The organism is Cryobacterium sp. AP23 (assembly GCF_054075385.1).
The window spans coordinates 3,312,095-3,337,947 of record NZ_CM133415.1 but is presented as its reverse complement, the minus strand read 5'-3'; the positions used below and the strand labels follow the sequence as shown (position 1 = coordinate 3,337,947).

Genomic DNA, 25,853 nt, shown 5'->3' with positions numbered 1-25,853 from the left:
ACAGGCTCAGCACGGCGTCGACAGGCTCGACCAGCGGGGCGGTCGCGTCGCGCTTGAAACCCACGGATGACTGCGGGGCGCTCCCACTCGTTGGTCGAGCCTGTCGAGACCCCGCGACGGATGCGTGTGTCGCAATATGGCCGAAAACCGGCGCAATGTACCCGTGTTCGGGGTTGCGCGCTACCCCCTCCGGCGGGGAAGTTGCCGCAGCCGCTGCGCCTATATATAGACGGCGAAAAGCTTGTTTCGTCACAGAAAAAATCCGAAATCACCAGTTGTCGCCAAGTGCTTGAAACGGCGTTTGCGCCGAATAAAAATGGTCCGATCACGACCCGGGCGCCGAGCCGCGACGCCCTATGTACTCGATTTCTCAAGGAGAGTCATGTCGAACACGTATCCAACATCAGCACCCGAGGCCAAGGAACGCGCCGCTGAAGTGAAGGACACCTCGGTCGCCGCCGGCCAGCACGTTGCGGGCGTCGCCAAGGATGAACTGCACAAGGTCGGCAGCGAAACCAAGCAGCAGGCGAAGGACCTCTACCGCCAGACCCAGGGCGAACTCAAGGACCAGGCCGCGTCGCAGCAGAAGCGGGTCGCCTCCGGCATCCGCTCGCTCAGTGACGAGTTCGGTTCGATGTCTGAGAAGTCCGAGACCCAGGGTGTGGCCAGCGACCTCGCCCAGCAGGCCGCCACCCGCGCCGCCGGCATCGCGGACTGGCTCGACCAGCGCGAACCGGCTGACCTGCTCAACGAGGTCAAGGGCTTCGCCCGTCGCCGTCCCGGTATGTTCATCGCCATCGCGGCCGTCGCCGGCGTCGTCGCCGGTCGCCTGACCCGCTCGGTGATCGCCGAGGCCAAGGAGTCCTCCGACTCGGATTCGACCGCCAGCGGCACCGCGGCCGGTGTGCACAGCCAGACGGGCACCGACTACGGCGTCGGCACCACCGACGACTATGGCACCGAGTACGGCCTGGGCAACACCACCGGCACCCCCGCCGGCGCCGGCGCCCCGCTCGCCGCGGAGTACAACGAGTACCAGGGGAAGCGCGACGATGAGTGACCTGCCCACCCCCTCAGAACGCAAGGCGGCGGACACCTCCCTGGGCGACCTGCTCAGTGAGGTCACCCGCGACGTCTCGACCCTCATGCGCCAGGAAGTCGAACTGGCCAAGGCCGAGGTCAAGCAGTCGGCCACCCGCGCCGGCAAGGGCGCCGGACTGTTCGGCGGGGCCGGGTACGCCGGCCACCTGACCGTCCTGTTCCTGTCGCTCGCCGCCTGGTGGGGCCTCGGCCACGTGGTCGACATCGCCTGGGCGGCCGTGATCGTCGCCGTCATCTGGGCCATCGTGGGCGCGGTGCTGTTCGTGCTCGGCCGCAACGAGATGAAGGCGGTCAAGGGCGCACCCGAGACCGTCGACTCCCTGAAACACATCCCTGACGCACTGAAACGAAACGAGGAAAACCGATGAGCATCTCCACCCCCAGCTCCGACCCCGAAGTTCTGCGGAGCCAGATCGAGAACACCCGCCGCGACCTGGGCGCCGACGTCGACGCGCTGGCCGACAAGGTCACCCCCGGCAAGATCGTGCAGCGCCAAACCGACAAGGTACGAGGAGCGTTCTCCTCGGTGAAGGACAAGGTCATGGGTAGCGCATCCGACGCCGGCGACTCCCTCGGCGGCGTGGCCGACGAGGCCTCCGGCATGGCCCACAACGCCGTCGACAAGGCCAAGGGCAACCCGCTCGCCGTCGGCCTGATCGCGTTCGGCATCGGCTGGTTGGCGTCGTCGCTGATCCCCGCCAGCACCGTGGAGAAGAAGGTCGCGGCCAACGTCAAGGACGCCGCCGAGCCGCTGGTCAACGAGGTCAAGGGCGCCGCGAAGGACGTCGGCGAGAACCTCAAGCAGCCGCTCACCGACGCAGCCGAGGCCGTCAAGGGAACCGCCACGGATGCCGCCGGCACGGTGAAGTCCGAGACGACCGCATCCGCCGGCGAGGTGCGCGACACCGCCACGCACGCCGGGCAGGACACGGTCTAACCACAGCACCCGCACCAATCGCACGACGAGAACGAGGAGATGTACCGGTGGCCCGCAACGACAGCACCGCGGCGAAGAACGCTGCTCCCTCCCCCAATGATCCGCGCAAGCCGGATACACCGGGTGAGGTGAAGAAGCCGTCCTGGAAGTACGCGCTCAAGAAGACGCTGCGGGAATTCTCCGCCGACCAGTGCACCGACATCGCCGCATCGCTGACCTATTACGCGGTGCTGGCGTTGTTCCCCGCGCTGATCGCGCTGATCTCGCTGCTGGGCGTCGTCGGGCAGGGCCAACAGTCCGTCGACACCATCCTCAACCTCGTCAACCAGGTGGCTCCCGGCGGCACGGCCGACGTGCTGCGCGACCCGCTCGAGCAATTCAGCTCGTCGCCGGCCGCCGGGTTCGCCCTGGTCTTCGGTATCGTGCTGGCCGTCTGGTCGGCATCCGGTTACGTCGGCGCGTTCAGCCGGGCGATGAACCGGATCTACGAGATCGAAGAGGGCCGGCCGTTCTGGAAGCTGCGCCCGATGCAGCTGTTCGTGACGATCGTGAGCATCCTGCTGATCCTGATCATGCTCGTGATCCTGATCGTCTCCGGGCCCGTAACGGAGGCGGTGGGCAGCGCCCTCGGCCTCGGCGAGACCGTGCAGATCGTCTGGTCCATCGTGAAGTGGCCGATCCTGGCCCTGGCCGCGGTGCTGATCATCGCGATCCTCTACTACGCCACCCCGAACGCCAAGCAGCCCAAGTTCCGCTGGATCAGCCTGGGCGCGCTGCTGGCGCTGATCACCCTGGTGATCGCATCGTTCCTGTTCGGGCTCTACGTCACCAACTTCTCCAACTACGACCGCACCTACGGGTCGCTCGCCGGTGTGGTGATCTTCCTGCTCTGGCTCTGGATCGCCAACCTCGCCCTGCTGTTCGGCGCCGAGTTCGACGCCGAGCTCGAACGCGGCCGGCAGCTCCAGGCCGGCATCGCGGCGGAGGAGGAGATCCAGCTGCCGCCGCGGGACACCCGCAAGAGCGACAAGGCGGCCCTGAAAGACCGCGAGGACATCGCCACTGGCCGGAAGCTCCGCAAGGACGCCGCCGAGCACGCCGACACCAAGCGCTGATACCCGGCGCTGACGCCGAGGCATCCGCTCGCCGCCACCCTTCGACCGCTCACCGACGACGCTTCACGCACGGCTCCACGCTTTCCCCATTCGCACCACCATCGAAGGGAACACCCATGTACTTCCACGTGCAACGACTCATCCACGACATCGCGCAGGACGAGCCGGATCCGGCCGCCGCCAACGCGCTGCAGGAGGGCCTCGGCGGCCAGTTCGGCGAGATGCGCACCATGATGCAGTACCTCTTCCAGTCGATGAACTTCCGTGGCGCGGCGGCCAAGCCGTACCGCGACCTGATCCAGGGCATCGGCACCGAGGAGATCAGCCACGTCGAACTGATCGGCACCACCATCTCCCGGCTGCTGGATGGCTCGCCGCGCTACCAGGGCAAGGTCACCGACCCGCTGGACAAGCCCGGGTCCGCCGGGGCGATCCCGCTGGAGATCGCGCTGGACCACAGCAACATCCACCACTACCTCGTCGGCGCGCAGGGTGCGCTGCCGGTCGACGCCGTCGGCAACCCGTGGAGCGGCAGCTACGTCTACAACTCCGGCAACCTCGTGCTCGACCTGCTCTACAACCTGATGCTCGAGTCCACCGGCCGGCTGCAGAAGTGCCGGATCTACGAGATGACCGAGAACAAGACCGCCCGCTCGACGATCTCGTACCTGATCGTGCGCGACCAGGCCCACGAGAACGCGTACGCGAAGGCACTCGAGACCCTCGGCGTGAACTGGAACACCCTGCTGCCGATCCCGAAGACCAACGCGGAGAAGTTCCCCGAGGTGAAGAAGCTGCTCGACCTCGGTCTGCACAGCAAGCAGTACACCTTCGACCTCGCCGGCCAGTCCGAGGCGGGCAAGATCTACCAGGGCATGTCGCCGTCCAAGGACGGCACCAAGCTCGTCGCCGACGAGCAGGCGCCGGAGGGTGTGCCGTCGGTGATCGCCGACGAGCGGATGGAGGAGTTCGCTCCCGGGCTGGACCCGGCGCTGCTCGAACTGATCCAGGCCACCGCGGCCATGGAGATGGCCGAGGTGGAGGCGTTCTACGGCCCGACCGCAGCCGCGCCGAAGCCCGCGTCGAAGTCCACCTCAAAGGCCAAGTAGGGCCCTGCCGGGCGGGCGCGGCCGCTCGTTGGTCGAGCCTGTCGAGACCTCGCGACGTGCCTGCGGGTCGCTGCCGCGGCATCCGCAGGACGTCTCACCGGGTCTCGACAAGCTCGACCAGCGGAAGGGGTGCGTCTCGCGGAGGACCTCGCGACGTGCCTGCGGGTCGCTGCCGCGGCATCCGCAGGACGTCTCACCGGGTCTCGACAAGCTCGACCAGCGGAAGGGGTGCGTCTCGCGGAGGACCTCGCGACGTGCCTGCGGGTCGCTGCCGCGACATCCACAGGACGTCACACCGGGTCTCGACAAGCTCGACCAGCGGAAGGGGTGCGCCTCGCGGACGACATCGCGACGTGCTTGCGGAGCGTGCCCGATCGTTGGTCGAGCTTGTCGAGACCTCGCAACATGCCTAGGGGTGTGTTGGGGCGAGGTGGGTGACGTCGTTGTAGGTGTGCACCCGCCACGGGGTGTGGCGGTCGGGGCGGACCAGGCGGGTGATCGAGGCGTTCAGCACCGGGCCGGTGCGGGCGAGCTGCAGGATGTCCGGCTCGGCGAGGCCTTCGCAGACCGCCCGGAAGAGCATGATGACGGCATCGTGTGACACCACGAGCGCAGTCGGGCCGACGCCGTCGGCGTCGAGCGCGGTCAGGAACGAGCGGATGCGCAAGCTCACATCCGCCCAAGACTCACCGCCGGGCGGCCGGTAGTAATACGGCCCCAGCCGGCGGCTGCGGGCCGCTTCAACCGGCATCCGCGCCTCGACGCCGCGGCCGGTAAGCAGCTCGACGACTCCGAGTTCGCGGTCGCGCACACGTTCGTCCGGAACCGGACGCGCGCCATCCGGCCGGCCTGCGAGGGCGATGCGCGCGGTCTGCGGCGTGCGCAGGTAGGGCGACACCCACACCGAGTCGGGGTACTCCCCCGCCGGCCGGGCGTCGAACCAGCGCCGCAGCGCCTCGGCCTGGTCGGTACCGGTGCGGGTGAGCGGAACATCCGCGTCGCGCACCGGCAGGTCGACGACCTCGGCACCGGTGGACTCGGCCGCGGCCGCGGCGACGTTCGCCGTGCTCTCGCCGTGCCGCACGAGCAGTACCGACGTCGCTCCTTTGCGCGTCAGGGAGTGGTTCTGCCGGAGTCCGGCGTCAGAAGCCACGACCGCCGGTGACGGGCACCACGGCGCCCGAGATGTACGAGGCCTCCGGGGAGGCCAGGAACACGTACGCCCCGGCGAGTTCGGCCGGCTGCCCGGCGCGGCCGAGCGGGGTGTCCTGCCCGAAGGTGGGCAGCTTCTCCGGCCACGAGGTCGCCGGGATCAGCGGGGTCCAGATCGGGCCCGGCGCCACGGCGTTCACCCGCACGCCGGTGGAGCCCAGCTGCTGCGCGAGAGCCTGGGTGAAAGCGACCAGGGCGGCCTTGGTCATGGCGTAGTCGATGAGCTCCGGCGACGGGCTCGACGCCTGGATCGACGAGGTGGAAATGATCGACGAGCCCGGCGCGAGGTGCGGGATGGCGGTGCGCGCAATCCACAGGGTGGCGTACAGGTTGGTCTTGAAGACCCGGTCGAACTCCTTCGTGGACAGGTTCTCCAGGCCGTCGCGGTTCTCCTGGTAGGCGGCGTTGAGCACCAGGATGTCCAGCCCGCCGAGCTCGGCGACGGTCTCGTTCACGATCGAGATGCAGTGTCCCTCCTCGCGGATGTCGCCGGGCAGCAGCAGGGCGGTGCGGCCGGCGGCGCGGATCAGGGCCGCGGTGGACTCGGCATCCGCCTGCTCTTCGGGCAGGTAGGAGATGGCGACGTCGGCGCCCTCCCTGGCGTAGGCGATGGCGACGGCGCGGCCGATGCCGGAGTCGCCGCCGGTGATCAGGGCGCGCTTGCCGGTGAGCTTGCCGCTACCCTCGTAGGTGTCTTCGCCGTGGTCGGGGCGCGGCTCGGTCACGTCGGTGAGGCCGGGCTGGTCCTGCTCCTGCTTGGGGAAGCCGTCGGAGAAGTACTTGGTGGTGGGGTCTTCGGTGGGGGTGCTCATGCGTGAGGGCTCCTTATCGAGGTGGATCCGGGCCGATGCGGCGCGGGATGGAGCGGCGCAGGAGGGTGAGCGGCGCCGTGCGTGCGCCGGGAATGTCCCGCTATGGCTGAGACGGTGCCCGGGCGTCAAACGTCATGATTCATGCTGAAGCCACGACGATGCGCGCGGAGACACCGACCCACACGGCAATGCGGACTGGCCGGGACTACTGACCCAGGCCGGCCTTGTCCACCCGGCGGTGGAATCGCATGCCGGCGAGGCCACCGAGGATGGCGCCGCCGAGGCTGACGACGGCGATCGCGACGGCCGTGATGATGCTGCCCAGGGCGAGATCGCCCTCGTTGATGGGGATGCGCGGGAAGCTGTTCAGGTCGGAGAGGACGTTGAACTGGCCGCCGGCGATGGCGCCGACGATGGCCAGGATCACGGCGACGATCAGCGCCCACAGCCACACAGCGATGCCCTGCTTGGCGCCGCTGAACCGTGCCATCCGGCCGGCGACGTAGCCGCCGCAGAAGTAGGCGATGAACACGACGACACCCAGGGCGATGGCGCCGATCAGGCCGACGGTCGCGGCGTTCTCGGCGGCGGCATCCGTTGTCTGGGCCGGGTCGGCCTGGGTGCCGAGCCCGACGGCGGCCCCTGCGCCCGCGACCAGAGCCGTGAGGAGAACTGCTGCGCCGGTGGCGGTGAGCCAACCGAAGAAGGCGGTGCCGAACTTCATGCCGCCGAACTCTTCCTTCTGCCTGGCCACCACGTCTTCGCGCATGGTGTGGCCGCTGGTGGCGGGGTTAACGCTGGTGGCAGGGCCCGTGGCGGGGTTGGTGCCGGTGGCGGGGTAGGCGGCAGGCTGGGGGTCGCCGGATGCCAGGGGTGCGGGGGCCTGGCGGGGTTCGTTCTCTGCTGACGTCATGAGGTTCTCCTTCGAACGATGGTGCCGAGTGGAACGACACGTCTGGATGGCCGGTGCCGGCGCATCCGCCCTAACTGCGGGCTACTTACCTCAGACGGGCACAGTCGGAGCATCGTCACGCCCGGCGCTGAATTCTTCTCAGATTGCTCGGCGACCCGAGGTCACTTGCGGGACAACGCCCGGTCGAATTCGCCGCCGGTGGGCACGATCTCCTTGCCGAGCGGGGCGAGGGAGATGGGCACCATCTTGAAGTCCGCGATGCCGAGCGGGATGCCGATGATCGTGACGCAGAGGGCGATACCGGACACGATGTGCGCGAGGGCGAGCCACCAGCCGGCCAGGATGACCCAGATCACGTTGCCGAGAAACGAGAAAGCGCCGCTGGACGGCTTGTCCACGATGGTGCGGCCGAATGGCCAGAGCGCGTAGATGCCGATGCGGAAGGAGGCGATGCCCCAGGGGATGGTGATGATGAGGATGCACAGCACGACGCCCGCGGCCACGTAGCCGAGAAAGAGCCAGAAGCCGCTGAGGACGAGCCAGATCAGGTTGAGGAGGGTACGCACGCGGGAACTCTACCGCAGCTGCCGCATCCGCTCGCCCCCACCCATGGGTGGCCCAAATTTGCTAGTGGCGAGACCCTCCGCACTAGCAAAGATGGGCCACCCACGGAGTCGAATCCGTGGGTGGCCCAAATTTGCTAGTTGAGGTGGCCTCCGCACTAGCGGATTTGGGCCAGTCTCGGTGAACCGAAGGGTTAGATGACCGCGCGGGACTCGCGGGCGATCTCAAGTTCCTCGTTGGTGGGGATCACGAGGACCGTCACGCGGGACGCATCCGTCGACACCACGCGGGCGACGCGGGAGAACGGGTCGTTCTTCGCCGGGTCGATCTCGATGCCGAGGCCTTCGAGACCAGCGAGGGCGCCGGCGCGGATGATGCCGGAGTTCTCGCCGACACCGGCGGTGAAGACGATCACGTCGAGGCCGCCGAGCTGGGCGATGTAGTTGCCCACATAGCCGCGGATGCGGTGGTAGTAGACGTCGAGCGCGGCCTGGGCCACGGCGTCGCCGGCCACGGCGGCGTCTTCGACGTCGCGCATGTCACCGTTGCCGGTGAGGCCGAGCATGCCGCTCTTCTTGTTGAGCAGCGTGTCGAGCTCGTCGACCGACAGGCCGGCCTTGCGGTGCAGGTGGAACAGCACGGCAGGGTCGATGTCGCCCGAGCGGGTGCCCATCACGAGGCCCTGCAACGGGGTGAGGCCCATCGACGTGTCGATCGACTTGCCGCCGTCGACGGCGGTGGCGGATGCGCCGTTGCCCAGGTGCAGCACGATGGTCTTCAGCTCGGCCAGCGGGCGACCGAGGAACTCGGCGGCGGCCTCTGAGACGAACTTGTGCGACGTGCCGTGGAAGCCGTAGCGGCGGATGCTGTGCTTCGCGGCCAGCTCGGTGTTGATCGCGTAGGTGTACGCGGCCGCCGGCATGGTGAGGTGGAACGAGGTGTCGAAGACGGCGACGTGCGGCACGTCGGGGAAGTTCGCCCGGGCGGCGACGATGGCCTGCACGTGTGCCGGGTTGTGCAGCGGGGCGAGGTCGGCCAGGTCGGCGATCTGCTGCTGCACGGCGTCGTCGATCACGGTCGGGCCGGTGAAGATGCTGCCACCCTGCACGACGCGGTGGCCCACGGCGATGAGGTTGGCGTCGGAGAGCTGCGGGCCGTGCTCGGCGAACGCGGCGATCATGACGTCGAAGCCCGCGGTGTGGTCGGGGATCGGCAGGTTCGCTTCCTGGCGGCCGGCGTCCGAGGCGGTGTTGGTGTGCCGGGCGTGCCCGGTGGCCTCACCGATGCGCTCGACGAGTCCGCCGGCCAGTTCGGTCTCGGTGTCAATGTCGATCAGCTGGTACTTGAACGACGAGGAACCGGAGTTGATGACGAGGATGGCGGTCATACTGCTGCCACCACCGCTGCGAGCGATGCGGCCTGGATGGCGGTGATCGCCACGGTGTTCACGATGTCCTGCACGAGTGCTCCTCTGGAAAGGTCGTTGATCGGTTTGCGCAGGCCCTGCAGGACGGGGCCGATCGCCACGGCGCCAGCGCTGCGCTGCACCGCCTTGTAGGTGTTGTTCCCGGTGTTGAGGTCGGGGAAGATGAAGACGTTCGCCTTGCCGGCAACGGCCGACTCGGGCATCTTCGCGGCGGCCACGGCGGCATCCGCTGCGGCGTCGTACTGGATCGGGCCTTCGACGGCGAGGTCGGGGCGGCGTTCGCGAACGATCGCGGTCGCCTCCCGCACCTTTTCGACATCCGCACCGTTGCCGGAGACGCCGGTGGAGTACGACAGCATCGCGATGCGCGGCTCGATGCCGAACTCGATGGCCGTCTCCGACGCCGAGATGGCGATGTCGGCGAGCTGGGCGGCAGTGGGGTCGGGGTTGACCGCGCAGTCGCCGTAGACGAGAACCCGGTCGGCCAGGGCCATCAGGAACACGCTGGAGACGACGGACACGCCGGGGCGGGTCTTGATGATCTCGAAGCTGGGGCGGATGGTGTGCGCGGTGGTGTGCGACGCGCCGGAAACCATGCCGTCGGCAAGTCCCAGCTGCACCATCATCGTGCCGAAGTACGAGACATCGGTGACGACGTCGCGGGCCTGGTCGATGGTGACGCCCTTGTGGGCGCGCAGCCGGGCGTACTCCTCGGCGAAACGCATCCGCAGCACGTCGTCGAACGGGCTGACGACGCTGGCCTTGGCGATGTCCAGGCCCAGGCCGATGGCACGCGAACGCACCTCGAACTCCTCGCCCAGGATGATCAGGTCGGCCACGTCGCGGGCCAGCAGGGTGGCGGCGGCGCGGAGGACCCGGTCGTCGTCGCCCTCGGGCAGCACGATGCGCATCCGGTTCTGGCGGGCGCGTTCGATCAGGGTGTATTCGAACATCAGCGGGGTGATCACGTCGGCGCGGCTCACCTTGAGCCGGTCGAGCAGGGCCGCACCGTCGACGTGCTGTTCGAACAGCGCCAGCGCGGTGTCGTGCTTGCGCTGCGAGTCGGCGGCGAGGCGACCGCGGGTGTGGGTGATCCGCAGCGCGGCTTCGTAGGAGGCCAGGTCGGTGCGGATGATCGGCACCGACGGGGCGAGGCCCTTCATCAGCTGTGCGATGGACTCGGGCAGGTCGAAACCGCCGACAAGCACCACGCCGGCCAGCGACGGGAAGGTGGCGGAGGAGTTGGCCATCAGGGCGGCCAGCAGCACCTCGGGGCGGTCGCTCGGGATGACGACGACGGCGCCCTCGGTGAGGTGCGGCAGCACGTTCACCATCGACATCGCGGCCACGACGACGCTGAGCGCCTCGCGGGAGAGCAGCTCGGGGTCGCCCTGCACCAGGGTGCCGTGGGTGGCTTCGAGGATGGTCTTCATGCTCGGGGCCACGAGGAACGCGTCCTCGGGGATGGCCCAGACCGGCACGACGGCCGAGTGGGTGGAATCCGGGGTCTCGGGCATGTTGTCGACACCCTCGCGCACCGCGGCGATGAGGCCATTGAGGTTGTCGGGGTCGGAGCGGTTGACCACGACGCCGAGCAGCGACACGTGCTCGGACTGCAGTTCGGCCAGCGCCACGTCGGTGAGCTGGCGGATGTCGTCGCTGGTGCGCGGGTCGCTCTGGCCGAGCTGGTCGCTCTGGCCGAGGCCCTCGCCCTGGCCGTAGGCGACCCGGCCGGCGAGCACGAGCAGCACCGGCACGCCGAGGTTCGCGGCGATGCGGGCGTTGTAGGCCAGTTCGGTGGGGCTGCCCACGTCGGTGAAGTCGCTGCCGATGACCACGACGGCATCGCACTGTGCTTCGACGGCCTTGTAGCGGGCCACGATGCGGCCGAGAGCAGCATCCGGGTCGGCGTGTACGTCGTCGTAGGTGACGCCGACGCACTCTTCGTAGGTCAGCGCGGGCTGCGCGCCCGGGTTGGCGCCCGCGGGCTTGCCGGCCTGCAGGTGGTTGAGCAGCAGCTCAAGCACGTAGTCAGGCTTGTGCTTGGAACGCGCGATGGGGCGGAAGACGCCCACCCGCTCGATGGAGTGCAACAGGGTGTCGAGAACGCCGAGTGCGATAGTTGATTTGCCGGTATTTCCCTCGGCGGAGGTGATGTAAATGCTTCGAGCCACGGTTATACGTTATCCCCGCCAGTGGTGTCCAGTGTGCGCGCAGCGGCTGCCGCGGCATCGTTCCCAGCCCATACCCAGTCGGTCACTTCGGGGATGTCTTCCCCGTGATCGCGGGTGTACTGCCGGGCACGCAGGCGGGCATCCTGCATCTGCTGGCGAAGCAGTCCGGCACGGGCTCCGAGTCCGGGTACCCGGTCGATGACATCCATCACCAGGTGGTACCGGTCGAGGTCGTTGAGCATGACCATGTCGAACGGCGTCGTCGTCGTTCCGTTCTCTTTGTACCCGCGGGCGTGCAGGTTGCCATGGCCGTGGCGCTTGTAGGTGAGACGGTGGATGAGCCACGGGTACCCGTGGTACGCGAACACGATGGGCTTGTCGGCGGTGAAGTACGCGTCGAACTCGCGATCGCTCAGGCCGTGCGGATGGTCGTCCTCGGACTGCAGGCGCATCAGGTCGACCACGTTGACCACGCGCACGCTCAGGTCAGGCATGGCGTCGCGGAGGATCTTCGCGGCGGCGAGCACCTCGAGGGTGGGCACCTCGCCGGCGGCGGCGAGCACCACGTCGGGTTCGGTGCCGGGCACCTCGGTGCCGGCCCATTCGAAGATGCCGAGGCCCCGTTCGCAGTGCGCGACGGCCTGGTCCATGGTGAGCCAGTTCGGCGCCGGCTGCTTGCCGGCGACGACGACGTTGACGTAGTCGACGCTGCGCAGGCAGTGGTCATAGATGGAGAGGAGCGTGTTCGCGTCGAACGGGAGGTACACCCGCACGACGTCGGCGCTCTTGTTCACGACGTGGTCGATGAAACCCGGGTCCTGGTGGCTGAAGCCGTTGTGGTCCTGGCGCCAGACGTGCGAGGAGAGCAGGTAGTTCAGGCTCGAGATCGAGCGGCGCCACGGGATCTCCCTGGTGACCTTGAGCCACTTGGCGTGCTGGTTGAACATCGAGTCGATGATGTGGATGAACGCTTCGTAGCAGTTGAAGACGCCGTGCCGGCCGGTGAGCAGGTAGCCCTCGAGCCAGCCCTGGCACTGGTGCTCGCTGAGCATCTCCATCACCCGGCCCGCGCGGGCGAGGTTGGTGTCGCCAGGCAGGTATTCGCCGTTCCACTGCTTGTCGGTGGCGGCGTAGACGGATGGCGCGAGCCGGTTGGACGCGGTCTCGTCGGGCCCGAAGATGCGGAAGTTGTCGGGGTTGTCGCGGATGACGTCGGCCATCCAGATGCCGAGCACCTTGGTGGCCTCGTCGATGGTGGCGCCGGGGGACGGCACATCCACCGCGTACTCACGGAAGTTCGGCAGCTTGAGGTCGCGGCGCAGCAGCCCGCCGTTGGCGACCGGGTTGGCGCTCATGCGCAGGTCGCCGTGCGGGGCGAGGGCACTGATGCGGGCGACCGGTGCGCCGGCCTCGTCGAAGAGTTCCTCCGGCTTGTAGGACTTGAGCCAGGATTCGAGCACGTCGGTGTGCGACTGGGTGTCGCGGGCGTTCACCAGCGGCACCTGGTGCGAACGCCAGGAGTCTTTCACCTGCACACCGTCGATGACCGGCGGGCAGGTCCAGCCCTTGGGGGTGCGCAGGATGATCATCGGCCAACGCGGCCGGTTGGTGTCGCCGGCGAGGGCGGCGCGCTTGATCGCGGCGATCTCGTTGAGCACCTCGTCCATGGTCTGCGCCATCCGCTGGTGCACCTTGAGGGGGTCTTCACCGTCGAAACCGCCGGAGACGATGTGCGGGTTGTGGCCGTAGCCGCGCATCAGCTCGAGCAGTTCGCTCTCCGGGATGCGGGCGAGGATGGTGGGGTTGGCGATCTTGTAGCCGTTGAGGTGCAGGATCGGCAGCACCACGCCATCCTGCAGCGGGTCGACGAACTTGTTGGAGTGCCAGCTGGTGGCGAGCGGGCCGGTCTCGGCCTCGCCGTCGCCGACGACGGCGGCCACGAGCAGGTCGGGGTTGTCGAACGCGGCACCGTAGGCGTGGCTGAGCGCGTAGCCGAGCTCACCGCCCTCGTGGATCGAACCGGGGGTCTCCGGGGAGGCGTGGCTGGGGATGCCGCCGGGGAAGGAGAACTGGCGGAACAGGCCCTTGATGCCGTCTTCGGACTGGTCGATGCCGGAGTAGATCTCGGAGTAGGTGCCGTCGAGGTAGGCGTTGGCGACCATGCCGGGCCCGCCGTGGCCGGGGCCGGTGATGTAGAGGGTGCTGATCTCGCGCTCGCGGATGACCCGGTTCAGGTGCGCGTAGAGGAAGTTGAGGCCGGGGGTGGTGCCCCAGTGGCCGAGCAGGCGCGGTTTGATGTGCTCTTTGGTGAGCGGCTCCCGCAGCAGCGGGTTGTCGAGCAGGTAGATCTGCCCGACGGAGAGGTAGTTCGCGGCGCGCCACCAGGAGTCGACGCTGGCGAGAGCTTCGGCGCTCAACGCATGCGGCAGTCGGCTGGGCCAGGTGAAAGATGAGGTGGTGGTGTCAGCGGTAATTTCCATCGCGGTCTCCAGGTGCTCTGTGTGCGCCAATAGCGCCGTCCAAGTCTAGGAGCGCCCTAGCGGATGCGCGGGGGACGTTGGTCCCGACAGATGAACAGTTGGGGGGCTACGCTTACGGATTCGCTTCCGCGGGGTCGGCACGCGGGCAAAGTAAAACTCCTCGCGCACCCACCAGAGCCCAGTTACCCTTGCTACGTTTCCGTCCTGGGGGAGTTGGCTGAGATAGCGCCACGCGAGGAGCCGATGCCAGTTTAGGGCGTTCCGGCCCGACGCCCAAACCCGCACGCCGGCGGGACGTGTCACGCGGGGCCCCCAGAAGCAGGTAAGATTTTCCCTGGTCGTTGTCTTCACGAATCGGCCGGCTCAGGAGAATTCGCCTAGTGGCCTATGGCGCACGCTTGGAAAGCGTGTTGGGTGAAAGCCCTCGGGGGTTCGAATCCCCCATTCTCCGCCAATAACCCCGCCTTGTACGTGCCGAGTGCACGTAAAGGCGGGGTTTTTCGTGACACGCCGGATGGCCCGGTGGCGCGAGCGGCGTGTCCCGAAAATCTCCGCCTGTGTGCACAACCTGACGGGCGGGTTGACCTCAAGAGCGGTTGAGGTCTTACGATCACACTCGTGCCTCTTCCGACTTCGCCGCGCCCGACGCCATCGCGCCCCGCCTCGATCTTCGGCCGGGAGTACGTCTGGGTCACCGTGGGCATCCTGTCCCTCATCGTGCTGTCCGCGTTCGAGGCGCTCGCCGTGACCACCGTGATGCCCGTGATCAGCGCCGCCCTCGACGGGGAGTCCCTCTACGCGGTGGCGTTCTCCGGTCCCCTCGCGGTCGGGGTTGCGGGCATGGTCGCGGCCGGCAACTGGGCGGACCGGTCCGGCCCGGTGCCGGTGGTGCTCACCGCCGTGGTGCTGTTCGTGGTGGGCCTGGTGATTGCCGGCACCGCCGCATCCATGCCGATTCTCATCGTGGGCCGGCTGGTGCACGGGCTCGGCGGAGCGGCGCTGATCGTGTCGCTGTACGTGGTGGTAGCGCGGGTGTACCCGCAGCGGATGCATCCGGCGGTATTCGGCGCGTTCGCCGCCGCCTGGGTGGTGCCGTCGATGGTCGGGCCGTTCATCGCCGGGGTGGTGGCCGAGTTCACCAGCTGGCGGTGGGTGTTCCTGGGCGTGGTGGTGCTGGTGCTGGCCGCGATGGGGTTGCTCAAGCCTGGACTGAGCTCGGTCGCGGCCGCGGAACGCGCCCGGCCGGCCACGGCCCGTGAACCCTGGCACATTGCCCGCCTGTTGTGGTCGCTGGGCGCGGCGGCGGCGGTGCTGTTCGCGTCACTCGCGCCGCGGTTGCCGGGCGCCTGGCTCTGGGTGGGAACCGGCGTCGCGTTCGTGCTGGCCGGGGTGGCCTTGCGGCCGTTGTTGCCGGCCGGCACGCTCAGCGCGCGGCGGGGGCTGCCCGTGGTGATGTCGATTCGCGGGCTGGTGTCCGGCGCGTTCCTCTCTACCGAGGTGTACCTGCCGGCGTTGCTGACCGGCGAATACCGCCTCTCCCCCGCGCTGGCGGGGCTCGCGCTCACCTGTGCCGGGATCACCTGGGCGCTGGCGTCGGGGCTGCAGGGGCGGTATTCGAGTGTGCTCAGCGACCAGGGCAGCATGCGGCTGGGCAGTGCGCTGCTCATCGTGGCGATCGCCGCATCCGCCGCGACCAGCGCCCTGGGGTGGTCGCCGCTGGTCGCCATCGGCGGCTGGGCCGTCGCCGGCGCCGGGATGGGCACTCTCGTGCCGCGGCAAAGCGGCCGGGTGTTGCGGCTGTCGGCGCTGAGCCAGCAGGGCTTCAACTCCTCGGCGCTGCTGATCTCCGATTCGATCGGCGCCGCCCTGGCCTTGGCGGCCACGGCGGTGGTGTTCGTGGCGGTGGCCCCGCTCGGCGGCACGGCCACGTACTCGGCGTCGTTCCTCTTCTCCGCGCTGCTCGCGGTGGGCGGGCTGCTGCTGGCGGGCCGGGTGGGGCCGGGCGGCCCGGCGAGCGCCGCGACGCATCCGGCCTGACCCGGCTCGCCCGGCCTGCCCCGCTCCCGCGTCGCCCCGCCGCGCCCGCGTCGCCCCGCCCGCGCCCGCCCGCGCCCGCGCCGCCCCGCGCCGTCCCTCCCCCAGGTAACTGTTCCCCGTGCGGACAAATGGTCCCGGTGCGCCGGGCGCATTTGTCCGGAACGGGAACAGTTGTGGCGCTCGTGTCGATTTGGGGCTGGTTCGGTCGTCATAGGAGTGCCACTATCCGATAAGCGTGAAAGGACAGATCATGCAATATTCACTTCTCGTCATCAGCCAGGAGTCCGGCGACGCCGGAATCACCGAAGAGGACATGGAATGGGGCCGCAAGGCCTTCGATGCCTACGGCAAGGCCCTCGACGCCGCCGGTGTGCTGGTGTCGGCCGACATCCTGCAGCCGGTCTCCGCCTCGACCACGGTGTCCATGCGGGACGGTGCCCTGCAGATTCAGGATGGTCCGTTCGCCGACACCAAGGAACGGTTGAACGGCACCTTCGTGATCGAGGTGTCCGACCTCGACGCCGCTCTGGACTGGGCCGGTAAATGCCCGGCCGCCCAGTACGGTGCGATCGAGGTGCGACCGTCGGCGATCGTCTTCCGCGACGGCGAGTGGCGCCCACTGGCGGCGTGACCGCCGAGGCGCGGGCGGAGCTCACCGCCCGCGCCTCCTACGGGCGCCTGCTCGCGGTGCTGGCCGCGCCCACCGGCGACATCGCCGCGGCCGAGGATGCCCTCGCCGACGCCTTCGAGCGCGCCCTCACCACCTGGCCGACGGACGGCGTGCCCGACAACCCGGAAGGGTGGTTGCTCACCGTGGCCCGCAACCGGCTCAAGGACCTGTGGAAGTCCGCCGCCGTGCGGCTGCGGGCTCCGCTGGACGACACCGCACCGGGCCCAGGCACCGTTGCAGGCTGGCCGGCACCGGCCTCCGCCGGGCTTGGGGCTGGCCTCGGCCTCGACGCGCTCGAGGCCATCGATGACCAGGCCATCCCCGACAAACGCATCGAGCTGCTCTGCGTCTGCGCCCACCCGGCCATCGACCCGGCCGTGCGCACCCCGCTGATGCTGCACACCGTGCTCGGCCTGACCGCGGCGGAGATCGCGGCCGCGTATGCCCTGCCGGAGAAGACCATAGCGCAACGGCTGGTGCGGGCCAAGCGGCGCATCAGGGCCACCCGCATCCCGTTCGTGCTGCCGTCGCTGGCCGACCTGCCCCGGCGGCTGCCCGCGGTGCTCGAGGCCGTCTACGGTGCGTACGCGGTCGACTGGTCGACGGCCGACCCGGATGCCCGGGCGGCGCCGGATTCACTGGCCGGCGAGGCGCTGTACCTGGCGGAGACCCTCGCGGCGCTGCTGCCGGACGAGCCGGAGGTGCTCGGGCTGGCCGCGTTGCTCGCCCTCTCGATCGCCCGGGTGCCGGCGCGCACGAGCAGCACGGGTGAGCTCATCGCGCTCGACGACCAGGATCCCGCGCTCTGGGACACCGCATTGATCGGCCGCGGCGAGTACTACCTGCGGCGGGCGCGACGGCTGGGCCGCATCGGCCGGTTCCAGCTCGAAGCGGCCATCCAGTCGGTGCACTGCGACCGCGCCCGGTCGGGTTCGACCAACTGGCCGGCGCTGAAGGCCCTGCACGAGGCGTTGGTGCGCCTCTCCCCCACTGCGGGCGCCCGGGTGGCCCTGGCCGCGGTCGTCGGCGAGACGGACGGCGCGGCCGCCGGGCTCACCGTGCTCGAGGAACTCGGCCGGGATATGCCGGGCACCGCCGAGTTCCAACCGTGGTGGGCGACGCGGGCGCACCTGCTGGTGCGGGCGGGCTGGGTTCCGGAGGCCCGGGCGGCGTACGAGCGCGCCATCGAGCTGGCCGGCGACGAGCGGCTGCGCGCGGCCCTGCGCCGCCAGGCCGCGACCCTCGCCGGCTGACCGCATCCGCCCCACAACTGTTCCCAAAGCGGACAAATGGTCCCGGTGTGCCGGGTGCATTTGTCCGCACGGGGAACAGTTGGGGCTAGTCGCCCACGTGGCGGCGGGGGCGGGGGGCCGGGGCCGGAGGGACCTCCTTGGCCGCGACGACCTCGGCGAGGAGCAGCGTCACCGTGCCGCGCTTGGTTTCCACAGAGCAGTGCTCGGCGTCGCAAGAGCGCAGGTAGCCGAGGGCATCCGTGTAACCGCCGTCGATGCGGGTGCGCACCACGACCCGGGTGCCGATGGCGGCGCCGGAGAGGAACTCCAGTGGCTGGCTCATCGCAACCGGCTGAACGACTCGACACGTTCGGTCTGGCCCGCGACCAAGATGATGTCGCCCTGCTCGATCACGGTCTCCATGGTGGCGTAGCTCCAGCCCTGACCCGGACGGTGGAAGGCGGTGACGGTGACCCCGTGCATGGTGCGCACCTTCGTCTGACTCAGCGGCAGCCCGAGGATCTCCTGGGGCGGAGCGGTCTTCACCAGCGCGAAGTCCTCGCCGATATCGATGTAGTCCTGCATCACCCCGCGGACCAGGTGCGCGACGCGCTTGCCCATGTCCTTCTCCGGGTAGATCACGTGGTTCACGCCCAACTGGCGCAGGATCTCCCCGTGCGGCTCGCTCACCGACTTGGCCCAGATGTTGGGGATGCCCAGCTTGAGGAGCAGCGACGCGGTGAGGATGTTCGCCTGGATGTCGCCGCCGATGGCCACAACAACACTGCCGAACTCCGGCACTGAAAGCTGGCGCAGGGTCTCCTCCTTGGTGGAGTCCGCTCGAACCACGTGGGTGAGCAGCCGGTTGTGCGCCTGCACTATCTCCTCGTCAGCGTCGATGCCGAGCACCTCGGTGCCGCTTTCCATCAGCTCGAGCGCGAGAGCGCTACCGAACCGGCCGAGGCCGATCACGACCACGGAGTCGACCTCGTTCAGGCGGGCGGGATGTCGCTGGCCGAACAGGGAAAACGATGACGAGCGGAATTTAGCCAATGATGGGCCTCTCCTTCGGGAGTTCGTACGTGGCGGGCCGCTCGCGCAGGGCGAGGGCGGAGGCGAAGGTGATCGGGCCAAGCCGGCCGATGAACATGAGCAGGATCAGAATCAGCTGGCCGGCCGGGGGCAGGCTCGCCGTGATACCCGTGGACAGGCCGACGGTGGCGAAGGCGGAGACCGACTCGAACAGAAGCGCATCCAGGCCGATGTCGGTAAGGAGCATCAGCGCTGCCGTCGACACTGCGACCACGAACACCGCCAGCAGGACCAGGGTGATGGCTTGGCGGTGCACCGCCCGGGACAGCCGCTTTCCGAACACGTTGACAACGCTGTCGCCGCGGATCTCGGCGACCAGGATGAAGAACAGCACGGCGAAGGTCGTGATCTTGATGCCGCCCGCGGTGCCGGCCGGGCCGCCGCCGATGAACATCAGCACGTCCATGCCGAGCAGGCTCGCCGAGTCCATCGACCCGATGTCGATGCTGTTGAAGCCAGCCGTGCGGGTCTGCACCGACTGGAAGAACCCGGCGAGGAGCTTGGCCGGCCAGTCCATCGGGCCGAGAGTGGCCGGGTTCGACCACTCCACCGCGGTGATGTACACGGTCCCCGCGACCAGCAGGACGATCGTGCCGGCCAGGACGATGCGCGTGTTCATGGTCCACAGCAGGGGCGACCTCAGGTGCTTCCGCAGCTGCATGATGACCGGGAAGCCGAGTCCGCCGAGGATCACCGCGGCCGCGATCGGCAGGCAGATGAACGGGTCGGCGGCATAGCCCATCAGGTTGTCGCTGAACAGCGCGAACCCGGCGTTGTTGAACGACGACACCGAGTGGAACAGACCGAGCCAGATCGCCCGACCGACCGGCTCGCCGTAGCCGAGGAAGAACCGCAGGCTGAGCAGAACCGCCACGGCAAGCTCGACGACCAGGGAGATCGAGACCACGCCGAGCACGAGGCCCTTGACGTTCTCCAGGCCTGTGCTGTGCACCTCGGATGCGGCGGTGAGGCGCGTGCGCAGGGACATCCGCCGCACCACGGCCAGCCCGATCACCGACGCGAAGGTCATGACCCCGAAGCCACCCACCTGGATGAGCAGCAGGATCACGCCCTGGCCGAACGGTGTCCAGAACGTCTCGGTGTCGACCACGGTGAGCCCCGTCACGCACACCGCAGAGGTGGCCGTGAAGAGGGCATCGAGGAACGACGCGCCGCCGGGCCCGACCTTGGAGATCGGCAACGACAGGAGCGCGGTTCCCACGAGGACAGCCGCAGCGAACCCCGCCGCCACTGCCTGAGCCGGATGCAGGCGGAATCGCGACCTCTGCAGGCCGTGCGCTGACGACGCCCGCGATTTCACCTTGCCACTCTACGGCGCACCTGCCCGCCAGGTGGCCACCGATATTCGGCACTGTCCTCGTGTCGAAGACCCCCCGAACGGTGTCTACTCCGTCTGGGGCCGATGGGGCATACTCTTAGTACACCGGCGAGGGGGAAACAAGGGTGGGGAAAACGACGGGTGCGCATTTTCGTGCGCAAGTGCTGAGGCCACACGGTCATCTGCTTCGTCAGACGACTCTGTCCATCCTCGCCTTTTTCGCACCCGTCTTCGCGGTGCTCTACTGGCTGACGATTCCGCTCGGCGAGTGGGGTCCCGTCGCCATCGCCCAGGCCCTGGTCATGATCGGCGCGGGCATCGGCATTTTCGGCTACCTGCGCACCTGCATCTGGGTGGACGAGACCGGCATCACCGAGCGCGGCTTCTTCGGCCGGATGACCAACTTCAGCCGTGACCAGGTCGCCAGCGTGGTGGTACTCGAGCTGTACCAGAGCGGTGCCATCGACACGCATCCGCAACTGTTCGTGACCGGCGCCGACGGCCAGCTGCTGGTGCGGATGCGCGGCCAGTTCTACTCTCGCGGCGCCATGGAAACCGTCGCCGACGAATTGGGCGCACCCGTGGTGCGGGTGCCGGACCCGATGACCCTCACCGAGCTCAACCGGCTGCGCCCTGAGCTGCTGTACTGGTTCGAACGCCGCCTCACCGGCCGGCCGCCGCAGGAACCCGAACCGGGCACCGACCTCACCTAGGGGTCGGCCGGATCGGCCGTGAAGACGTAGTTGTTCTCGGCCGTCACCTCCGGTCGGAGGCCGTGCCGGAGCGCGGCGGAGAAGACCCTGCGGGATTCCGTGCGACGTGTGGCCGCGGCGGCCGGATCGTCCGCGCGGAAGTGCTCGAAATCCACGTCGAGCGGCCAGCCGGACTCGGCAGTCCACACCGGCGGCGCCTGCCCGCTGAGCGCCCGGTGCACCCGCTCGGAGTCCAGCCGCCAACGCACCTCGAACCTGTCGCTTCGGTCCCCGCCGGTGACAATGTCGTCGAGGCGGCCGTAGAAGTCGGGCAGGAACGCCGTCACCTCGGCGCCGAGCTTGACCAGGTTGAAGTGGGCGTTGCGGCGGATCAGCGGATCGAACGTCCACCGCATCTCGGTGATCCCGTGCTCCAGGCAGAGTGCCCGTTGGAACAGTTTGAGCGCGAACCCGACACCGCCGCTGCGATGCCACGGCACCACCGCGGCCATGTGCGAGTGCAGGTGCAGCCCGCCGGTCCAGCCGATGAAGCCGAGCGTGGCGCCGACCGGTTTGCCCCGTTCGGTGGCGAGGAGCACGGTGTTGCCCGCGTAGTCGAGGGCAAGCAGCATCGCCCGGTCGGGGCTGCGGCCGACGCCCCAGGTGCGTTCGAACAGGCCGATGATGCTGGCCAGGTCGCGCGGTTCCGCCATCCGCACGCTCACGCCCGCTGCCTCCGCAGCCTGGGTGTACCGCTCGTATGCCTGCGCCGCGGTCTGCGCCTCAACGGTCATGCCACGAGTACATCACACCGCACGCCCCGAGACGAGGGTGCGTCCCGGCCGAAACAGTAAAGGCGGAGATATTCGCGAAACGCCGTGTCTCGGGCCACGCAGACCGGTGTGTTCGGGATTTCTCCGCCTTTGCGTGCCGGCGGGAAGCCCCGGACCGGGAACCGTGGGCCGGCGAACTAGTGGCCGCGGCCGGAGACCCGGTCGGCCAGGGTCGCGAGCGGCGAGGTGGTGCTACGGCGGGTGAGTTCGGCCCGGTCGGCGCGGGTGTACGCCTGGTACAGCGCGGTCACGGCCAGCCAGCGCAGCGGCTCGGGTTCCCAATTGCGCACCCGGTGGTTCACCCAGGGCAGCGCGGTGAGGGAACTCTCCCGGCCCAGGATGAGGTCGGTGAGGGTGCGTCCGGCCAGGTTGGTGGTGGCGACACCGGTGCCCACGTACCCGCCGGCCCAGGCCAGTCCGGTCTGCCGGTCCAGGCCCACGGTGGCGGCCCAGTCGCGGGGCACACCCAGCACGCCGCTCCAGGCGTGCTTGAGTGGCGCATCCGTCGTGCCCGGAAAGAACCGGTGCAGGATGCCGCGGAGCTGGTCGATGGTGCCGGCCGGGGTCTGGCCGTCGGTGTCGGTGCGGGACCCGAACCGGTACGGCACCCCGCGGCCGCCGATCGCGATGCGGTCGTCGGCGGTGCGCTGCGCGTACATGTAGGCGTGCGCCATGTCGCCCAGGGTGGCGCGGCCCTCCCAGCCGATGCCGGCCCACACGTCGGCGCCGAGCGGTTCGGTGACGATCAGCGAGGAGTTCATCGGCAGCCAGGCCCGGTGCAGGCCGGCCAGGCCCGCGGTGAAGCCCTCGGTGGCGCGCACGATGAACTCGGCCTCCACGGTGCCGCGGGCCGTCACCGCCGTGTGCGGGGTGATCTCGGTGACCCGGGTGTCGTCGTAGATCTCCACGCCGAGGTCCAGCACCGCCCGGGTGAGCCCGGCCACGAGCTTGGCGGGCTGGATGCGGGCGCAGTGCGGATGCCACATCGCCCCGGTGCTGCCGGCCACGTTGATGCGGGCGGAGGCGTCCGCGGCGGTGAGGAGGTCGACATCCGTGTGCGGCCACGCCTGCTCGGCGCGCACCGCGGCCTCGAGCCGCCGCTGCTGGGGCTGGTCGTAGGCCACGGTGAACTCGCCGCCCTTGACGATGTCGGCGTCGATGCCCTCGAGCGCGGCGACCCGGATCACCTCGTCGACGGTGTCGTTCATCGCGGCCTGGAACGCGCTGGCCGCCTCCCTGCCGTGACTGCGCAGGTACTGCTCGCGCCCGCCGGTGACCGAGTTGGTGAGCCAGCCGCCGTTCCGGCCGGAAGCGCCGTAGCCGGCGAAGCGCTGCTCGAGGATGACGATGCGCAGCTGGGGCGCCGTCTTCTTGAGGTAGTAGGCGGCCCACAGCCCGGTGTACCCGGCACCCACGATGCACACGTCGGCGCGGGTGGAGCCCGGCAGCGGGGCGCGCGGCGCCGGGCGGCCCAGCTGGCTCCACCAGAACGACACCTCCCCGTTGATCATGCCCGCCCCACTCTCGTCGCCACCCTCGGTACGGCGAGCATAACTCCTGCAGAATTTTGCCCGGGCCCCGCCCCGCCGCAGGATTCCGGGAGCCGCCCTGATGGCGAAGCAGAATTGCAGGAGTCGTGGATGGCGCGCGGCGGCGGCCGCTCGCGGGCGGGTCCGCTAGACGGGGTCAGTCCTCTTCGGTGAGGCCGAACGCCTTCTCCGCCGCCTCGACCATCGGCAGCATGGACTGGACGAAGATCCAGCCGGCCACGGGAATCACGAATATCGCCGGCGCCAGCAGCACGATCCACCCGGTCAGCACCGCGCCGACGGCGGCGACGGCGACGAGCGCCTGCAGGACCAGGGCGATCGCGGCGCCGCGGAACTGCCGGATCGTCTTCCACGAGAGGCGGGCGATCCGGCGGCCCGGGGGCGCGTTATGGCAGGTCAGGAACAGGACGAGCGCGGTGAGCAGCACCGTGATGAGGCCGCCGATGCGGGTGGGCAGGGCGACGTCGCCGCCGTCGTCACCGGTCACGGCACCGAGGACGCTGAAGGCCAGCACAGGCCCGGCCACGGCGATGCCGAACTGGAACCAGAGCAGCCGGTTCTGCAGCAGCAGCAGGGCGAGGATGAGCGCTCCCCGGGCCGATCCGGTCGTGGGCGCGACGCCGAGCACATCGGACGCCACCCGCACCGCTTCCCAGGGCTGCTTCGCCACGATCAGCATCCGGGCCAGGCGGGACCGGTACTCCTCGTTGCCGGGCGCCAACGTGAGCGCCACACGCGCCTGGACCATCGCCTCCGGCAGGCCGCCCGGAGCCCGTTCGAGCACGACCGCATAGAGAATGTGCACGTTGGCCTGGGAGGCATCGTCGTCTTCGGCCAGCAACTGGGCCTGATAGGCGGCGGCGTGAGCCCCGGCGAAGTCATCGAGCATGGCGAGCGCGATCGCGTGGACGTGGTGGGCGTCGTAGTCCTGCGGCGCCAGCTGCACGGCGAGCGCGGCCGCCTGGCGGGCAACGGCGAATTGACCGCATTGCACCAGGCACTCCGCGTGCAGCACCACGAACGCGGCATTGTCGGGGTCGAGCGCCACCGCCCGCATGCTCACCTCCAACGCCTCGGCGAAGCGACCCTGGCCGGAGAGCGCGGCGATGAACACCGCCATCGCCGGCCCATCCGTCGGCTCTGACGCCAGGTGCGGCTCGAGCAGTGCGATCGCCTGCCGCAGCTGCCCCGCCTGAACGAGCATGGAGGCGTGCTCGGGAACGGTGAGGCCGCTCACCAGTGCTTGGTGGTCTTGAGGTAGGCCTTGAGTTCGGCGAACGTACCGTCGTCGGTGCCGTAGTTCACCACGGTGCGCGCCGATTCCAGCCACGGCACGATGGACGGTTGCACGACACCGAGCGGTTCGAGCAGGTCGGCCATGCCCATCAGGCGGGGCTCGCCGGCCTCGATCGAGGCCATCAGCGCGTTCTCCGCGGCGAGCTCGCAGACATAAGCGATGTCGGCGCCGGAGAGGCCGTCGCTCTTCTTGGCGAGCACCGCGAGGTCGATGCCCTGCACCGGCCGGTCGCGCAGGTGCACGCCGAAGATGGCCTCGCGGGCCGGCGCATCCGGCGGCAGCACCAGCAGCGTCCGGTCGAGGCGACCCGGGCGGCGGAGGGCCGGGTCGACATCCCACGGCTGGTTGGTGGCGGCGAGCACGTAGACGCCCTCGTTGTTGCCGGTCACCCCGTCGAGTTCGGTGAGCAGCTGGTTGATCACGATGCGCAGCCAGGGCGCGTTGCCCAGCGACGAGCGCTTGGCGCCGATGCCGTCGATCTCGTCGAGGAAGAGCACGCAGGGCGCCTCCCGGCGGGCCGTCTCGAACAGGGCGTGCAGCGCCTTCTCCGACTCGCCGATGTAGTGGTTGAACAGGTCGCTCGCCGTGGCGGTGATGAAGGATGCGCCGAGCTCCCCGGCGATCGCGCGGGCGAGGTAGGTCTTGCCGCAACCGGGCGGGCCGTAGAGCAGCAGTCCGCCGCGGAGGCTCTTGCGGTACAGCTTGGTCAGTTCGGGGTTCTTCATCGGCACCAGGAACGACGCGTTCAGGCGCTTCTTCACCTGGGCGAGGCCGCCGACGTCGGCGAGGGTGATGGCGGGCCGTTCGGTCTCGAAGGCGTCGCGGGGCACCTCCGCCGGATCCGGGGCGGCCGTGGTCGCCAGGATGCTGTCGGGCGGGGCGGGCGCGTCCGGCACGACCGGCGGGGCGGGCTCGTCGGGCGCGGCCGGCGCGGCCGGCACATCAGGCGCATCCGGCACGTCGGGCGCATCGGGGGTGGGCGGGGTGCGCACGAAGGCGGGCTGGGCGATGTCGCCGATCTGCGCCTCGGCGTCGCTCCAGTCGAAGTCGTCCCCGGTGGCGGCGGCGCGCTGCTCGAGGGCCGGCAGGCCGGGCGAACCCGGGTCGAGCCTGCGCACCTCCTGAAGCTGCAGTCGCGCCTCAGCGGCACGCCCCGCGTCGAGCAGCAGCCCGGCCAGGTGCAGCCGCAACGCGGCATTGTCGGGAGCGGCGGCGACAGCCTGCCCGATCACGTCGATAACTGAGACAGCTGCCATTGTTCCCCCTGT

At 69.3% G+C, this 25,853-nt stretch carries 23 protein-coding genes, 1 tRNA gene and 1 other RNA gene; 10 read left to right on the top strand and 15 right to left on the bottom strand.

Features of this window, described 5'->3' with window-relative positions:
- The first annotated feature begins 382 nt into the window (after positions 1 to 382).
- The 5 genes from ACU5E9_RS15825 to ACU5E9_RS15805 all read left to right on the top strand — a co-directional run bounded on the left by ACU5E9_RS15825 (position 383) and on the right by ACU5E9_RS15805 (position 4,262).
- Complete coding sequence (locus tag ACU5E9_RS15825; protein ID WP_456810847.1) at positions 383 to 1,060, top strand: hypothetical protein; 678 nt, start codon at positions 383 to 385, stop codon at positions 1,058 to 1,060.
- Complete coding sequence (locus tag ACU5E9_RS15820; protein WP_456810846.1) at positions 1,053 to 1,469, top strand: phage holin family protein; 417 nt, start codon at positions 1,053 to 1,055, stop codon at positions 1,467 to 1,469. Before ACU5E9_RS15825 ends, ACU5E9_RS15820 begins: the two co-directional genes overlap by 8 nt.
- Positions 1,466 to 2,038, top strand: coding sequence for a DUF3618 domain-containing protein (locus tag ACU5E9_RS15815; RefSeq protein ID WP_456810845.1), 573 nt, complete (start codon positions 1,466 to 1,468; stop codon positions 2,036 to 2,038). The genes ACU5E9_RS15820 and ACU5E9_RS15815 overlap by 4 nt, the downstream gene beginning before the upstream one ends.
- Before the next feature lie 47 nt (positions 2,039 to 2,085).
- Positions 2,086 to 3,153: a YihY/virulence factor BrkB family protein gene (locus ACU5E9_RS15810; RefSeq protein WP_456810844.1), complete on the top strand. Its 1,068-nt coding sequence runs from the start codon at positions 2,086 to 2,088 to the stop codon at positions 3,151 to 3,153.
- 116 nt (positions 3,154 to 3,269) lie between these two features.
- Positions 3,270 to 4,262: a manganese catalase family protein gene (locus tag ACU5E9_RS15805; RefSeq protein ID WP_456810843.1), complete on the top strand. Its 993-nt coding sequence runs from the start codon at positions 3,270 to 3,272 to the stop codon at positions 4,260 to 4,262.
- Positions 4,263 to 4,671: 409 nt separating this feature from the next.
- Here ACU5E9_RS15805 and ACU5E9_RS15800 read toward each other — a convergent pair whose 3' ends face one another.
- The 8 genes from ACU5E9_RS15800 to ffs form a co-directional block, all read right to left on the bottom strand.
- A complete protein-coding gene (locus ACU5E9_RS15800; RefSeq protein ID WP_456810842.1) occupies positions 4,672 to 5,415 on the bottom strand; it encodes a histidine phosphatase family protein in 744 nt (247 codons plus the stop codon).
- Positions 5,405 to 6,286: an SDR family oxidoreductase gene (locus ACU5E9_RS15795; protein WP_456810841.1), complete on the bottom strand. Its 882-nt coding sequence runs from the start codon at positions 6,284 to 6,286 to the stop codon at positions 5,405 to 5,407. Before ACU5E9_RS15795 ends, ACU5E9_RS15800 begins: the two co-directional genes overlap by 11 nt.
- A gap of 205 nt (positions 6,287 to 6,491) precedes the next feature.
- Positions 6,492 to 7,199 (bottom strand): hypothetical protein, encoded by a 708-nt coding sequence (locus ACU5E9_RS15790; protein WP_456810840.1) that lies wholly within the window; start codon positions 7,197 to 7,199, stop codon positions 6,492 to 6,494.
- Between the two features lie 161 nt (positions 7,200 to 7,360).
- Positions 7,361 to 7,765, bottom strand: a complete 405-nt coding sequence (locus ACU5E9_RS15785) for a YccF domain-containing protein (RefSeq protein ID WP_456810839.1) — start codon at positions 7,763 to 7,765, stop codon at positions 7,361 to 7,363.
- A 191-nt stretch (positions 7,766 to 7,956) separates the two neighbouring features.
- The gene (locus ACU5E9_RS15780; RefSeq protein WP_456810838.1) at positions 7,957 to 9,150 is read right to left on the bottom strand and encodes an acetate/propionate family kinase; all 1,194 of its coding nucleotides are present in this window, start codon (positions 9,148 to 9,150) and stop codon (positions 7,957 to 7,959) included.
- Positions 9,147 to 11,363: a phosphate acetyltransferase gene (gene pta / locus ACU5E9_RS15775; protein ID WP_456810837.1), complete on the bottom strand. Its 2,217-nt coding sequence runs from the start codon at positions 11,361 to 11,363 to the stop codon at positions 9,147 to 9,149. Before pta ends, ACU5E9_RS15780 begins: the two co-directional genes overlap by 4 nt.
- A 2-nt stretch (positions 11,364 to 11,365) precedes the next feature.
- Positions 11,366 to 13,843, bottom strand: coding sequence for a phosphoketolase family protein (locus ACU5E9_RS15770; RefSeq protein ID WP_456813558.1), 2,478 nt, complete (start codon positions 13,841 to 13,843; stop codon positions 11,366 to 11,368).
- Positions 13,844 to 13,991: 148 nt separating this feature from the next.
- Positions 13,992 to 14,088, bottom strand: an RNA gene (gene ffs, locus ACU5E9_RS15765) — signal recognition particle sRNA small type.
- A gap of 121 nt (positions 14,089 to 14,209) precedes the next feature.
- Here ffs and ACU5E9_RS15760 point away from each other — a divergent pair.
- The 4 genes from ACU5E9_RS15760 (at position 14,210) to ACU5E9_RS15745 (ending at position 17,803) form a co-directional block, all read left to right on the top strand.
- A tRNA-Ser gene (locus ACU5E9_RS15760) sits at positions 14,210 to 14,297 on the top strand.
- A 164-nt stretch (positions 14,298 to 14,461) separates the two neighbouring features.
- Entirely contained in the window at positions 14,462 to 15,880 is a 1,419-nt protein-coding gene (locus ACU5E9_RS15755; protein WP_456810836.1) for an MFS transporter, read from the top strand.
- A gap of 250 nt (positions 15,881 to 16,130) precedes the next feature.
- The gene (locus ACU5E9_RS15750; protein ID WP_456810835.1) at positions 16,131 to 16,511 is read left to right on the top strand and encodes a YciI family protein; all 381 of its coding nucleotides are present in this window, start codon (positions 16,131 to 16,133) and stop codon (positions 16,509 to 16,511) included.
- Positions 16,508 to 17,803 carry an RNA polymerase sigma factor gene (locus ACU5E9_RS15745; protein WP_456810834.1) on the top strand — a complete coding sequence of 432 codons (1,296 nt, stop codon included), beginning with the start codon at positions 16,508 to 16,510 and terminating at the stop codon, positions 17,801 to 17,803. The genes ACU5E9_RS15750 and ACU5E9_RS15745 overlap by 4 nt, the downstream gene beginning before the upstream one ends.
- 85 nt (positions 17,804 to 17,888) lie before the next feature.
- Here the strand turns inward: ACU5E9_RS15745 and ACU5E9_RS15740 are convergent, their stop codons facing one another.
- The 3 genes from ACU5E9_RS15740 to ACU5E9_RS15730 are packed head-to-tail and all read right to left on the bottom strand — an operon-like array spanning position 17,889 to position 20,096.
- Positions 17,889 to 18,125 (bottom strand): putative acetyltransferase, encoded by a 237-nt coding sequence (locus tag ACU5E9_RS15740; RefSeq protein WP_456810833.1) that lies wholly within the window; start codon positions 18,123 to 18,125, stop codon positions 17,889 to 17,891.
- Positions 18,122 to 18,835, bottom strand: coding sequence for a potassium channel family protein (locus ACU5E9_RS15735; RefSeq protein ID WP_456810832.1), 714 nt, complete (start codon positions 18,833 to 18,835; stop codon positions 18,122 to 18,124). The genes ACU5E9_RS15740 and ACU5E9_RS15735 overlap by 4 nt, the downstream gene beginning before the upstream one ends.
- Positions 18,828 to 20,096: a TrkH family potassium uptake protein gene (locus tag ACU5E9_RS15730; protein WP_456810831.1), complete on the bottom strand. Its 1,269-nt coding sequence runs from the start codon at positions 20,094 to 20,096 to the stop codon at positions 18,828 to 18,830. Before ACU5E9_RS15730 ends, ACU5E9_RS15735 begins: the two co-directional genes overlap by 8 nt.
- A 278-nt stretch (positions 20,097 to 20,374) precedes the next feature.
- Between ACU5E9_RS15730 and ACU5E9_RS15725 the strand changes: the two genes are divergently transcribed.
- Positions 20,375 to 20,926: a hypothetical protein gene (locus ACU5E9_RS15725; protein ID WP_456810830.1), complete on the top strand. Its 552-nt coding sequence runs from the start codon at positions 20,375 to 20,377 to the stop codon at positions 20,924 to 20,926.
- Here the strand turns inward: ACU5E9_RS15725 and ACU5E9_RS15720 are convergent.
- The 4 genes from ACU5E9_RS15720 to ACU5E9_RS15705 form a co-directional block, all read right to left on the bottom strand.
- Complete coding sequence (locus ACU5E9_RS15720; protein WP_456810829.1) at positions 20,923 to 21,699, bottom strand: hypothetical protein; 777 nt, start codon at positions 21,697 to 21,699, stop codon at positions 20,923 to 20,925. The two genes, ACU5E9_RS15725 and ACU5E9_RS15720, sit on opposite strands and share 4 nt — an antisense overlap.
- Positions 21,700 to 21,875: 176 nt before the next feature.
- A complete protein-coding gene (locus tag ACU5E9_RS15715) occupies positions 21,876 to 23,249 on the bottom strand; it encodes an NAD(P)/FAD-dependent oxidoreductase (protein ID WP_456810828.1) in 1,374 nt (457 codons plus the stop codon).
- Between the two features lie 175 nt (positions 23,250 to 23,424).
- Positions 23,425 to 24,525 (bottom strand): tetratricopeptide repeat protein, encoded by a 1,101-nt coding sequence (locus ACU5E9_RS15710; RefSeq protein WP_456810827.1) that lies wholly within the window; start codon positions 24,523 to 24,525, stop codon positions 23,425 to 23,427.
- A complete protein-coding gene (locus ACU5E9_RS15705; protein WP_456810826.1) occupies positions 24,522 to 25,841 on the bottom strand; it encodes an ATP-binding protein in 1,320 nt (439 codons plus the stop codon). Before ACU5E9_RS15705 ends, ACU5E9_RS15710 begins: the two co-directional genes overlap by 4 nt.
- Between the last annotated feature and the right edge of the window lie 12 nt (positions 25,842 to 25,853).